The sequence below is a fragment of the Pseudoalteromonas sp. LC2018020214 genome, from assembly GCF_016598755.1.
GTDB lineage: Bacteria > Pseudomonadota > Gammaproteobacteria > Enterobacterales > Alteromonadaceae > Pseudoalteromonas > Pseudoalteromonas distincta.
Window position 1 is genome coordinate 504,983 of the sequence record NZ_CP066804.1, and the last position, 14,310, is coordinate 519,292.

A 14,310-nucleotide genomic window follows, 5' to 3' on the forward strand; every position below is an offset into this window, starting at 1 on the left:
CAAATAAAAAGTAAAAGTATTTCTATAAGTAGAAATAACCCCGTGTGTAAATGCCACCGTCAGGTGGCATTTTTTTGTTTGAATAGTCATAGACTGTAATAAGCACATTTTGAATAAAGATATTACTTTATAAGTGCTAACTTATAGGTGTATAACCAGGTAAGTTATCAAAATCTACCTCATCTAGCTGCTCTGGGTTAGCATATTCGTTGATATAATTTTTATAGACTTCTGACTCAATAAAAATAGCAAAAATATCAGGATCAAGGTGATTATTACTAACCATGTTCCCTAGAATATTCAAACATTCACTTACCGGTTTTGCTTTTTTATAGGGCCTGTCTACGGCAGATAGTGCTTCAAAAATATCCGTAATAGCCATTAACCTTGCAGGCACCGACATTTGTTCTTTGGTTAAACCTCTTGGGTAACCAGTACCGTCAAGTTTTTCATGATGACCTAATGCATATTCAGCTACATTACTAAGATGTTTAGGGAACGGCAAAATATCTAATATATTTTTAGTTATATCCATATGGCGTTTCATGATTTCGCGCTCACCTTGGGTAAGTGTGCCGCGTCGTATCATGAGGTTTTCTACTTCATCATCAGTCAGTAGAGGTGTTTCTTCGCCGTTTATTTTAAGCGAATACTGTTTTGATATTCTCAGTATATGGGCTTGTTCTTCTTCGCCCAAAAACTCACCGCCAATATTCACCCGCTGTAATAATGCACGGTCGAGGGCTAGTTGTTTAAGCTCAGTTTCAAGCAATCGTTCAAATTGTAAAACCTCAACCGACTTGTTCTGTTTTATTGCTGAAATAATTTGCTGCTGATAAGAGAGTTCTAAATCTCGACTAATTATTTCAAACTTAGCATCAATAAACTCTATGCGATCGAAAATAGTCTCTAACTTGGTCGACTTTTCCATAATATGATCAGGAGTAGCAATTTTCCCACAGTCATGTAGCCATCCCGCAACACTTAGTTCATGGCGATCCTCTGGGCTCATTATAAAATCTGCTAGTGGACCTTTATCTATTTTATGCACTGCATCAGCAAGCATTAACGTCAGTGCTGGTACCCGCTTACAGTGGCCGCCCGTGTGAGGAGACTTTTCATCTATTGCCATTGCGATAGCTTCGGCAAACGTTGAAAAAAGCACTTCCATATCTTTAACTAAAGTAGAGTTAGTTAGTGAAATAGCGCCTAAAGAGGCAAAAGATCGAATTAGAGTGACGAGCTCTTCACTAAAAGGAATGTTTTTATTTTGCGCATCTTTTACATTTATAAGCTGGATTACACCAATAATGTCATCTTCATGATCTTTTAAAGGAATTGTTAGCATGGACTCAGAACGATAACCCGTGCGAGCATCCATTTTGCGTGCAGCGCTCATATCAAAAGGCAAGGCATCATACACGTCAGGAATATTTATTACTTCCCCTGTATTAACAGAATGCGCAACAATAGCGGTGTCATTTGGTTTGCCATCAATAAAAAGATCTATATTAGGAAAATCAACAGGACCACCTAATGTGCCGCCTAAATAAAGATTCAATGATTTGTTTATTACTGTTTCAAACTTTAGCTGTTTGTTTGAGGTAATAGAGTAAATGCTGCCAGCATCAGAATTTGCTATCGACATTACAACTTGCAGTATTTCATCAAGTAACTTAGACGAGTTTTTTTCGGTTGTTAGTCTAATGCTAATATCGATAAAGTGTTGAAGATTTGTTTTGTCTTTAATGTGCTGTCGCATATGTTTACTACTTTTGAGTATGTTTGAAGGCACCATTCCAATCCTTAGCTAGTGTTTGCAAATCAGAGCCCTTAATACGTTCAATAAAAATGGCATAAATGTTGGGGCTAAATACGGTTGTACTGTGTAGTTCTTTAAATAAGCTAAGTGCTTGTGGCCAGTTTTTATTATAAAAAAGCGTCATGGCCTGCTGCGACTTTTTAACTTCATTTAACTGCTCTTCATTGAGCTTATCTGTAAAGTTTATAGGTTCAAACAACTGTACAGCAGCTGTTTTACCAACAACTTGCACTTTATCTATTAAACGAAATGAAATATTAGGGCATTCCTTCATCGTTTCTTCTGTAACAAGAATAGCTACGCCATAAAATTTGGTCAAGCTTTCTACTCTAGCACCTAAATTAACAGCATCACCAAGAACTGTATAGGCTTTACGATAAACCGAACCCATATCACCTACATTCATGTCGCCAGTACTTAAACCGATACCTATTTTTATGGCAGGCTGGTTGTTTTCTGCAAATAACTGATTTATTTGCGTTAACCCGTTGATCATAGACATTGCGGCTTCAACACCATGACGAGCGTGGTTTTCATCTTTTAGTGGAGCATTCCAAAATGCCATCACCATATCGCCTACGTACTTATCAATAGTTCCGTGATGATCAAATATGATTTTGGTAATAGCTGTAAGATATTCGTTTAAATATTCACTTAACTGATGAGGCGACATACTTTCTGATAGTGAAGTGAAGCTACGTATGTCGGCAAACAACACCGTCATATTTTTTCGCTCACTTTTTTGAGATAAACTTTTACCTTGAAGTATCATTTGGTTTATACGCTCAGGAGGAACATATTGGTCAAACATAGATTTTATTTTTCGGCTGTGTTTCATTTCAGCGATAGAGCCTACAATGATGTAATAGCCGGCTAAAATAATCATAAGTAAAAGAGGCATTAATAAAGGTAAACTAATTTTTTGTACTGACCATAAATAAACGTTTAAAAATATAACGACACTTGTGACTGTAAGAGACAAAACAATAATAAAACGTGCGCTCTTAGCGTGGCTAAAAAACGACAGTACGCAACCCGTTAATGCAATGATGAGTAAGCTTGCTCCCTGTGACCAATTAGGTTTAGAGGGAAGTAGCTCTGGGTGCATTAACCCTTCAAATATATTGGCATGAACCTCCACACCGGGGTACTGCAAACCAACAGGTGTTGATCTTAAATCAGCAAGCCCTACGGCGGAGGTACCAATAAAGGCTACAGTGCCTTCTAATTCCTCTAAACCAATTTTTTTGGTCAAAATATCGGTAGCCGAATAATAGGGGAAGCTATGTGCACGCCCTTTGTAAGGAATTAATATTTGCCCATACTCATCAGTTTGAATCCACTTATCTTGAAACTTTATACCTTCGAATAAGGTTATACCATCTAACCTATTGGAGCGGGTTTCTATGTTTTCAGCAAGGGTATAAAGTCGAGCAACTTCAAGTGCTAAAGAAGGATAAAGCTTATCGCCAACTCGATTTATAAGAGCTGCTTTACGTATAAAGCCATCTTCGTCAATATGTGCATTAATAAAGCCGGTGCCCGTTGCAGCATTTTGTAACTGTGGAATATTTACAATAGCACCAGGAAACTGGTTTATTTGTGAATTAGTGTGTTCTTCGCTTGCCCATACAACACTGTTTTTAGCTGGCAAGTTTTGATTAGTCAGTTGTTCATCAATTAGTAAAAAACCAAGAACAGTATCATTTTTAGATAATGCGCTTGCTAGTTTTGTGTCTGCATCGACTTGTTTAGTAATTTCAGCAAAGGGGATAGTGTACTTTTTTGATAAATCAGGAATTTCAGACATAATTTTTGTAACAGGGTTTTCTTCCTGTTCAGAAAAAAATATATCGAATGCAATAACAATAACACCTGCATCACTAAGCTTTGTAACAAGGTCTGCTAATTTTGAGCGACTCCAAGGAAAGCGTCCTTGTTCTTGCATGCTCTTTTCATCGATATCAATTATTACAACGGTTTCATCAATACGCCTAGGCGTCTCTGAAAGCGTCAGTAATAACCGAGAGTCGTATATTATACCTTCTACACGGTTAACTAACTTTGCAAGCGACCCAGTTGAAAATAACTCTATTGATGCAATTAATAATGTAATAACAGCGCCAATAAAAAAGTGCTTTGAGGTAATGGGTTTTAAGAAGCTAATGAGTAACGCTCCTTGATAGACTAAAAATCAAAAACTCGTCCTTCTCGGCCGCATTCTATTTTTACCTGTTGAGCGTACTGCGTGTGTAAATATTTTTCTATAGCCAACAACTGTTCATCGGTTCTTGATGGATCGTGGCTAATAATAATTACATTTTTAATACTCGCTTTTATAGCAAGCTCAGCAACCTGATCTATGGTGCTATGACCCCAACCATGCTTAAGAGGCAAGTCTGCATCTATAAATTGAGCATCATGAATTAGTAAATCAGCGCCTTCAATAAAGTTACTCCATTCGCAAATACTTGTGTTTAGCTTGTCTGGTGGGTTTAGCTCATTGTCGGTAACGTAGGCTATCTTTTTTTCATCTGCTTTAATGCAATAAGCAGTACCGCCACCAGGGTGATTAAGTGGAGCAGTCGAAACCAAAAAACCGTTAAGTGTAAATTGCTTTTGAGACGATAAATCAGTATTAAGCGTAATGCTGGCAGGTAAATCCTGATAACACACAGGAAAGTACGAACCACTCATTTGCTGTAATATGGCATCTTGGCTTTTTTTATCATCAACGTTGCCAGCTACAATGGTTATATTGCGGTTGGGTTGGTAGATAGGTTTAAAAAAAGGAAACCCTTGAATATGATCCCAATGATTATGCGTTAGTAAAATATTGATAGGACTTTGTGTTTCTAGTAAACGTGCACCGAGTTCTACAATACCGGTACCAGAGTCTAAAATAAGATCTTTACCGTTGTTTTGTTCAATGTACACACACGAGGTATTTCCCCCAAAAATGTGTGTATTACTTCCAGCTGAAGGCATCGAGCCTCTAACACCAAAAAATTCAACTTTCATAATTTAAGGCTAAGCTCCATCTGCTTCAAAATTGAATTTAGAAATACTAACATTGTTAGAGTTAGTGTCATTACAAGTGCTACTTACAACAACTTGGGTATCATTTTGCAGGATGATTGAAGTAAACACATGTGTACTGACACATTGGCTTGCTTCATAAAAGCCGGCACCACTGGCTCCAAACGTATTATCCAAAGTACCGTCAGTTAAAATGCGCGCTAACATGCCTTTATTGTTGCCCATACCAACTAAAACAATATTGTTGTTGGTATCAAAAACGGCACTTTTTACTTCGGTATCTCCCGTTGAAGCTAATGTATATTGGTCTAAAGGGTAGCTGTCATCAATTACTCCAGATGCGAGTAATCGCGTAATACTAGCTTTATTAGGCGTATCTACAACGTTTGCAATTAAATATAATTTATTTGATTCGTCGACTAATACTTTTACCATTTTATTCTCGGAATCAATGGTTGTTTCACCTATGTATTTGTAGGTTTGCTCACCGTCAGAGTCGAGCTTTAATGCTATTAATTCTGAACTGGCACCTGATACAGATTTACCACCAATAAAAATACTATCATCACTGATAAAAACACTTTCATAATATTCAAAAGGTGTTCCTATAATTTTTCCATTGCTACCAAAGTCATCGTCAAGTGTACCGTCAGAATCTAGCATCATGATAAACGAACTAGGAGTATCGGCTATAACTACAGAGCCAACTGCTACAACGTTGCCATCATGTAGTGCTAAATCAGTTAAGTTAAGCTTTTCAGCACCTGAAATAGAAGTAGAGTAAATACCATCACTGGCGAATGAGGTATCTAAATCACCATTTTGATCAACTTTAGCTATAAAGCCCTCTTCACCGTCAGTTTTGCTTTTAGATCCCGCAATAAATAAGCTGCCGCTATTGTGTTCAACCAACGCTATATTAGGTACGCTCAAATCTATGGCAATTTCTTTATGACCACTTTCGCTAAAGCTAGTATCTATAGCACCCGTACTCGTAAAGCGTGTTAATACTAACTTAGTAATTGAGTTCGATTTAGCCGTTGATGCAAGAATATACTTACCGACCTGAGGGCCATTGCTCAGTTGTAAAACGTGCATTGATTGATCGTCAGATTCTGCGCTTATAGTATCAAAAGCAAGATAACCAACGTCTGCAAAGTTACTGAATAATGTGGCTTGCTCGTCAATTGCTGCAACAAATGGTTTAGTGGTTGAGTCGTCAATAACACCTGATACCCATACTGTATCATTCGCATCTATAGTTGCCGATTTGGCAAATTGCTTACCATTGATACCTGAAATAATATTAATACCTGATGCACCATAAGTACTATCAAGTGAACCATCAGACATTAAAATACGGGCAGAAAATAGTTTTTCACTAGCAGAAACTCCAGTAGTGCCAGATAACGTAATTCCATTTTTAATTTGCTCATATTTTACGCCGGTTACACTCGCGCCACCATCACCACTACCACTATCACTATCAATATCGTAAATAGCAGTACCTGCATCACCAAAACTCGTTATAAGAGTACCCGTTTTATCAATAGCCAAAACCACGGCTTCTTTTTCACCACTATTACGAGTTATGTAACCACCTACAAAAGCTGTAAAGTCGGTGTTTTTAGCGCCGCCAATTGCAAATAGTTCGTCATCTTTATTATTCTTGGACAAGTCGAGCGATAATGCTGCGCTACCATTAAAACTTCCATTGTTTTCACCATCAGAAATTAAATAACGAATAAGTACGTCTTTATCACCAGTTGCACTTGTGACACTGCCAACAACCATAAGATCAGAGCTATTAAAGTTTTTAATAGCAAACGCTTCGTCATCTCTACTAGCGCCGCTCACATCGACAATTTTAGGGCTTCCGGCTTCATAAGCGAGCGTAGATATATCGTATTTTATCCATAAGCTATCGCTGTCGTTACCATTAAATGACTTACCAACAGCCTGAATTTTATTGTCGCTAAATTCAAGGTCATTAATCACGAGGGTGCTTGCTAATGCGGTACAGTGAATACCTGAATTATTATCTCCAGAGTTATTACTTAATACGCCAGCGGTATTCATTTTCAACAAACATGCTTCGGTATTTGTGCCATCAAAACTAGTGTAAGCAACAAAGAGGCTTGTACCATCAGAGATGATAGCTGTTGCTTGTTCATCATTTTCTAAATCTAATACTTTAACGCCATCACCATTAAATGCTGTATTTATCACACCACTCGTTGTATACGATGCAATAACAATATCTTTGTCGCTGTTATTACTAAAACCTACAAAGTAAAGGTTATTATTTAGCTCAATACTGTCATTAAATTCACCGCTTGAAAAAACTCCAGAAAGATCAAGTTCACCTGTTATAGGGTGACCAAATGTTTCATCTTCAACAGGAACTAGAGGCTCTGTATCATCAGTGATATCAATTATTATATTAATAGTAGTTGTTTCGTTAGGCGTACCATCATCAGTAATAGCTAGGCTCAATATGTACTGAGGAGTTGTTTCAAAATCAAACGGGCTTTCACCTTTTACAGTTAATAAGCCAGAATCATTATTTATTTCGAATATGGGGGCACCACTGAGTAGGGTGTAACTTAAATTTTGGTTCTCAATGTCTGAGGCACTAACAGTCCCAATAGTGTCGCCATCGGTTGCGTTTTCGCTAATATTAAAACCTTGGTTTGACGCAACTGGAGCATCGTTAATAGGAGCAATCGTAATTGACAAACTACCAGTATCTGTAGCGTTATTCCCATCATCAACAATATAACTGACAACAACAATACCGTTGGTATTTGCAGCCGGTGTGTACTGTAGTTTGTTATCAACAACGGATACTGAACCGCTATCGGCTGACGCTGCTGTTATGCTTAGGTTATCACTATCAGTGTCTATATCATTAATCAACACATCAATGAGTAACGGTGCTGCATCTTCATCCATAGTTGCCGTGTCAGCATTTGCTATTGGAGCATCATTTACAGGTGTAATAGTGATAGTTAACGTTGCTGTACTGGCGCCACCGTTGTTATCGCTTACAGTATAAGTAACTGTTGCTAAGCCGTTGTCGTCGGCTGCCGGTGTGTATTGAATTTGATTGCCAACCACTGAGACTGAGCCAATATCAGCTGAGGCTGCGCTTATGGAAAGGCTGTCGCCATCCACGTCTGAGTCATTGGCTAATACGTTTATCAGTATTGGCGCTGCATCTTCAGCCATGGTAGCCGAATCGGCGTTTGCTATTGGAGCATCGTTTACGGAGGTAATAGTGATAGTTAACGTTGTTGTACTGGCACCACCGCTGCTATCGCTTACAGTATAAGTAACTGTTGCTACGCCGTTGTCGTTGGCTGCCGGTGTATATTGAATTTGATTGCCAACCACTGAGACTGAGCCAATATCAGCTGAGACTGCGCTTATGGCAAGGCTGTCGCCTTCCTCATCTGAGTCATTGGCTAATACATTTATTAGTATTGGCGCTGCATCTTCATCTATTGTAGCTGAGTCTGCGTTTGCTATTGGAGCATCGTTTACGGGAATAATAGTGATAGTTAAGTTAGTAGTTGCAGTACCGCCGTTACCATCACTTATTGTGTAGTTAATAATTGCTGTTCCATTTGTATTAGCAGCAGGCGTATATTGGATTTTATTATCAACAACAGATGCAGAACCTCTATCTGCAGTAGCAGCTGTTATCACAAGAGTATCGCCGTCAATGTCGGAGTCGTTAGCTAATACGTTAACTAATAACGCAGGAGCATCTTCGCTCATCGTTGCTGAGTCAGCATTTGCAGTAGGGGCATCATTAACGGGTGTAACAGTAATCGTCACACTTGCTGTTCTGTCGTTTATACCTTCATTACCAGTGCTATAACCATCAGTAATGGTGTAAGTTAATACTATTTCACCTGAAAAATTTGCTGGTGGAGTAAACTGTATTTTTCCGGCGACAATAGTCGCTTCTCCAGCAGTATTTTCTATATTAGAAATACTTATTGTATCGCCATCTGCATCAGTGTCGTTAGCTAGCACATCTAATAAAGATGCAGAGCTGTCTTCGTCTAACGTATATTGATCGTCATTGGCTTCTGGAAAAGTATTAACGCCGCTTTCACTTAAAGTTACTTGGGCTGTTGCAGTTAAGCCTTGCTCATTTGAAATTGAATAGGTAAAGCTATCTACACCAATAAAACCTAAGTCTGGTTGATAGGTAAATGAGCCATCAGCATTTAATGTAAGTTCGCCATTTTGAGTTGCATTAATTGCCGTGGTATTAACTGATAAATCACCAGCCTCAATATTAAAGTCGTTAATTAATAAGCCATTTTGTACTGTTACTTCAAATAGTTTATTTTTGCTAAATTGATAGGCATCATTTTGTGCAACAGGGTTATCGGGTTCGCTGTTTATTACTAAAGTTACTGTGGCTGTAGAGGTTGCACCTAATGAGTCTATAGCTTGATATTGAAATTGATCAACACCATTAAAATTAGCATCCGGCACATAACTAAAGCTGCCATCAGTTGCTAATAATAGTTGGCCATGTGTGGGTGCCACCATAAACGTTTCATCAACTGAAAAACTGTCATTATTTGGGTCAGTATCGTTACTAAGCACACCATTGGCTGCTGTAACCACAAGTGTTTCATCTTCGCTTAAACTATAGCTGTCATTTTTTGTTACAGGGGCTACGTTAGTGTTTGAACTTACAATGGTTACATTTGCAATAGCCTGAGCACCTTGTGCATCAACAACTCTATACTGAAAGCTGTCTTGGCCTTGCATATTTTGCTCGCCTTGGTATTCAAAGCCACCATTATCAAAAAGGGTTAATTGTCCTCTTGTTGGTTCGCTAACCGGCGTTGTATCAACAGTTAAGTCATCTAAGTCTATATCGCTATCGTTTATAAGTAAGCCTGGCGATAGGACAACTAAGGTTCCATTGTTTGTAATGCTGTAAGTATTATCCAGCGCAATAGGAGCGTCGTTAACAGCTAAAATGGTTATCTCTACAACTGCGGTATCTGTCATACCTAGCTCGTTAGCAACTTGATAGCTAAAGGCATCTTCACCATTAAAGTTTGCAATAGGGATATAAGTAAAATCCCCATTTTCATTTATATTAAGAGTGCCATGCTGCGGTAGAATTAATGCATCTGCATTTACACTTAAATCACCACTGTATTGATTCGTATCATTCGTTAGCACGTTACCTTGCAGAGTTTGATCTTCACTTATCTGAAACTGATCGGCATTTGCCTTTGGTGCAAATGCAAGCTCTCCACCCACTGGTGCTATGTTTATTATATTAGCAAAACCACTTTCACCACTGCCATCAACACCGGTAATAAGTACTTGGTAACTTTTATTAGTAAGTGACTCGGTAATGCTTAATGCAGTATCTTGAATACTTAAAAATTGTTGCCCATTCTCTAATTCATTAATATTAGTAGGTGAGACTCCAGCTTGAGTTGCAATATAAACGTTGTAACGATTAAGTTCGGGGTTGGCCTGCCACGAAAGATTAATATTATCTTCGTCTCGTTGTGCTATAACACCTTCAATTTGATATGGTTGCCAGTTAAAAGTGATTGCATCAGCAAGTACTTGATTATTTAAAGTGTCAGTTATCCATATTTCAAGGCGTATTTCCCCTGGAGTTACGCCATAAAGCGCAGGACTGAGGCCTATAATTGACTTTTCGTAGTCAACACCACAATCAGAAGAACAAAGTGATATGCTTTTATTAACGCTAGGGAGTACTAAATTAACTTCAGCAATGCCATCAGTATCCGAAGCTTCAAGCAAAAAAGAAACATTACCTTGTACGGTGTCGTTTGTTTGTGAAAAAACAATATTAGCGCGAGTATTAGCTAAACTTGCTCCAACAACTCCTCTACTTGAAGTGACAGCACCTAAAACTTTTGTACTCTTGGTTTGATTACTCGCTATAACACCAGCCAAATTAATATAGCTAGTCACCGTTGGCGGTATTACTTCAGCCGTAGGTGATTGTATTGCCTCTTGAGTGGGGCTTTCTTCTGAGCCTCCACAGGCACTTAACAAAAACACCATAGAACCAAGCAAAAATATATTTTTTGCTGTCATTTTAAATACTCCATAATAAAAGCTTTGTATCCAATGTGTTTATGGTTCTAATTTAAAAGAACCGCTAGCATTTACATCAGGATTATTTATTTCGTTAAGATTAAAGTTGCCAGTAATGTTGTCCAAGTCATTCAAAAATATTGCATCAACATCGCCCTCGGCTTTATTGTTACCATGGGATGCAAATGTAACGGCCAGCTCAAGTTCGCTTAAATTTATTAAGCCGCTGTAAGCTGCATACCAATTTCCACCGGCGTCATTAAAACTAATTTCGCCATCAGGCACGGTGCCATTATCAAAATCAACTGCCATAGTCATAGCAAAGTCAGTAACAGCACCCACACTCGAATTTACATTAAAGCTTGATGCCTCATAGTTAAATACACCTTGGCGCTGAGCTATTTGATCGACTAAAGATGCGCTGCTAACAGTTTGAAATTGTTGTTCAGAATATATATCCATAACACCTGTATCTGCTTCAAAAGCATTTACTTCAACTTCAGTTACCGATGCTTGCTCAGTTTCTTCTTCGTTGTCGCCTTTAGGATCAATTGCTACTATATTTTGATCAAACACACGTGCCGCACGTGTCGTTTTAAATACTTCACCAGTGGCTGTAATTTGTGCAAACGAAAATGCCTCGTTATCACCCAAAGAAACCACGTTATTATTTTCTAACGTTAAATCTATTGCGCCATCCCATACCGCTAAAAATACATCGCCTTTAACCAGCTGAACTTCAAAATGCGTTCCGCGTATGCCAATAGAGCCTACGGGAGTTTTTACACTATAAGAGCCGCCATTTTTTTTAATTACGCCGGAAATAGAGCGCAAACCGCCTTTAAGTAACTCAATAGAAGCAGAGCCCTGTTGGGTATTGTCATTAAATTCGTAGTTAGCAATATTTAATTCTGAGTTTTCTTTTAAGGCTATTAAACCACCATCCAACATCGAAAATTGCGCTTTGCTTTTCTCTCCAGTCGTAATGCGATCTACGCCAAAAACAGTATCTCTGCGCTGCAACTGTCGTTGTTGTTCATTGCTTCCATCAACCGCGAGTACAGAGCCTCGTGCTAAAATAGTTTTACCAGCAGGGTCGTTTGCTTGTGTATAAAAACTTACACAAAGTAAAGTGGTAATTACAGGGAGTAAATGTTTCATAAATACCTTAAATTAAAATGAGTAAGAAGCGCTTAAATTTATATCTAAACGGTCATATTCGAATAAAGAAATATTACTGGATTTATCTTGATAGTTGGCAGCCAACTGTATGGCTAAATCGCGATTAACTAAGTAGCGAACAGAAGTTGAGAACATAAAGAGGTTATCGGCACGTTCTTGTAAAAATAAAGGGTGATCATCTTTATAATTAATCCATTGGTATCCAGCAAGAGATAACAACTGCCAATGTTGAGCCAACTGAGTGTTCACTTGGTAGTACACGCTCGTAATATTACGGCTATTAAATTCACCCTCTGTAATGTCAGCTTCCTCGCTTTTAGCGTTAATGCTTAAGCTTTGAAACCAATTTCGAGCTGCATAGCTAGCACCTGCATTTATCGCATAAAATGAGTTATCGAGCTTTTCATCAAATCTATTGTTTAAAACACCCGCAGTCAAAGAGCTAAATAAATTAACTTGTTTATTTAGCGTAAAATTAGCTCCGGCCGTTAAAGCTGATTCAGTACGATAAAGTTCACCATCAAGCATCAACGGAGTGGTAGCAACTCGTGCAAACCAACTTATGTCATTTTGTTTATATTGATAGGCGGCATTAATATGAGCATTTATACGATCGTATTGACTGAGTTCTTCAAACTTGTACCACCCAGTATCAATACTTAAAGTGATTAAGCTTTTTTGGTCAATAGGGTGAGAGTACTTTCCTCTGTAATTAAGCCGTGCATAGTTGTCCTGCGTACTTTTACTTTCTGGCGATAACAAAAACTCACCAATATTAGGAATTATAATCGTATTTTCTGCAGTACCTGCGTTTACGTTGCCATCTACGCCAAGGGCAAGCTCAATATTTTGTTTATAAGAGCGTCCAGCTTCTTGTTGCTTAAGTGCTGCAGTTTCTAGCAATGACTGTGCTGAAGACTTTATATTATTAGGTGTGTCAGGTGAGTTGATTAGTATTAAAGCTTGAGTATCGGCAGCAGGTAAATTATTAACTGTTAAATAAGCGCGAACTAAGTACAAGCGAGCTTCATACCATCTAGGATTATTTTCAACCACGCGTTCAAAGGCAAATACAGCTGGCGCCGCATGCCCTGTTTTAAGTGCACTGACCCCTAATAAAAAGTCGTATACGGGTTCGCCTAGGTACTGATATTCGCTATTACTTTTTTGATAAGCCTGAGTGTATTTTTTTTCAGAAACTAATTTTTGAAGCTCAATCAATAGCTTATTGAATTCATCATTGCTTTGAGCCAATGAGTTAAAGCTCATTACAGCTAAACAACTACACAGTAAATTTCCTAAAACCTGTTTAATCATGCTTAATTTTATATCCCAGTAGAAGTTTGATGTTTTGTAAAAAGTGATGCCAACATTAGAAACCTACCACTTTTTGTAGCTAAGTATAGTTAATACAGTCACATTGGTTAATTAATTGTAGATAAGTAATGAGTTATACCAATCCGCGATAATACTTAGTCATTTTGCGGGGCTAAACGTGTCGCTACCTGTGTTAAAAAATTCTCATATACGACTGCATGGATGCAGAAGGTAGAGCAATGCAGGAGCAATTGCCGAGAACAATGAAATAGCGAATTTTTTGCCTAGCTATCAACATGTTTTTCCATCCTCAAAATAGAACACTTAATTAAGCGAATTGGTATAAATACTTGTTTATTAAATATTATTACTAATTAGGGGGTGTTGAGCTTTGTGGGTTGAAATTTTTTAATCTAGGGATGATTTAATCGCTGCGTGAGATTTACAAATTAGTGGGTTTAACTAGAGTATGAATAATTGTGTTGTAATCTTAATATAGTAAGAGGTTTTAGAATTTATATAATAGGATAATTAATAGGGTATAAATATGAGGCTTACTAGGAAAAAAGTGGGGCGATTGACGGGGCTTGAACCCGCGACAACCGGAATCACAATCCGGGGCTCTACCAACTGAGCTACAACCGCCACTACACACCTCGTTTGGTGTGGCGCGCATAATACATAAAATAATAATTGTTGTGAAGCCTAAAAGTGAAATAAATTAAAATAATTTAAATCAGGCAAGTATAATTAGTATTTAGTCGTTAATATTTTTCCAAAGTAGGCTACATTTTATCGGATAATTGCCTCTAAAAAATCGAATATACTTG

The 14,310-nt window shown here is 38.0% G+C and carries 6 protein-coding genes and 1 tRNA gene; all 7 read right to left on the reverse strand.

Annotated features, from left to right (window positions below; all coding sequences use genetic code 11):
* Positions 1 to 136: 136 nt before the first annotated feature.
* Entirely contained in the window at positions 137 to 1,798 is a 1,662-nt protein-coding gene (locus JG479_RS02240) for an HD-GYP domain-containing protein (protein ID WP_039485693.1), read from the reverse strand.
* Positions 1,770 to 3,989, reverse strand: coding sequence for a CHASE2 domain-containing protein (locus JG479_RS02245; protein WP_234047893.1), 2,220 nt, complete (start codon positions 3,987 to 3,989; stop codon positions 1,770 to 1,772). The genes JG479_RS02240 and JG479_RS02245 overlap by 29 nt, the downstream gene beginning before the upstream one ends.
* A gap of 20 nt (positions 3,990 to 4,009) precedes the next feature.
* Positions 4,010 to 4,843, reverse strand: a complete 834-nt coding sequence (locus JG479_RS02250) for an MBL fold metallo-hydrolase (RefSeq protein WP_200219842.1) — start codon at positions 4,841 to 4,843, stop codon at positions 4,010 to 4,012.
* 9 nt (positions 4,844 to 4,852) lie between these two features.
* A complete protein-coding gene (locus JG479_RS02255) occupies positions 4,853 to 10,981 on the reverse strand; it encodes an Ig-like domain-containing protein (protein WP_200219843.1) in 6,129 nt (2,042 codons plus the stop codon).
* A 39-nt stretch (positions 10,982 to 11,020) separates the two neighbouring features.
* Entirely contained in the window at positions 11,021 to 12,142 is a 1,122-nt protein-coding gene (locus JG479_RS02260) for a FecR family protein (RefSeq protein ID WP_200219844.1), read from the reverse strand.
* Between the two features lie 12 nt (positions 12,143 to 12,154).
* Positions 12,155 to 13,480 (reverse strand): surface lipoprotein assembly modifier, encoded by a 1,326-nt coding sequence (locus tag JG479_RS02265; protein WP_200219845.1) that lies wholly within the window; start codon positions 13,478 to 13,480, stop codon positions 12,155 to 12,157.
* A gap of 569 nt (positions 13,481 to 14,049) precedes the next feature.
* Positions 14,050 to 14,125: transfer RNA gene (locus JG479_RS02270), tRNA-His, on the reverse strand.
* Positions 14,126 to 14,310 lie beyond the last annotated feature (185 nt).

Bases quoted from the DNA above. Each gene is read 5' to 3' on its own strand.
- JG479_RS02240 (WP_039485693.1), bottom strand. From the start codon at position 1,798: ATGGTGCCTTCAAACATACTCAAAAGTAGTAAACATATGCGACAGCAC.
- JG479_RS02250 (WP_200219842.1), bottom strand. From the start codon at position 4,843: ATGAAAGTTGAATTTTTTGGTGTTAGAGGCTCGATGCCTTCAGCTGGA.
- JG479_RS02255 (WP_200219843.1), bottom strand. From the start codon at position 10,981: ATGACAGCAAAAAATATATTTTTGCTTGGTTCTATGGTGTTTTTGTTA.
- JG479_RS02260 (WP_200219844.1), bottom strand. From the start codon at position 12,142: ATGAAACATTTACTCCCTGTAATTACCACTTTACTTTGTGTAAGTTTT.
- JG479_RS02265 (WP_200219845.1), bottom strand. From the start codon at position 13,480: ATGATTAAACAGGTTTTAGGAAATTTACTGTGTAGTTGTTTAGCTGTA.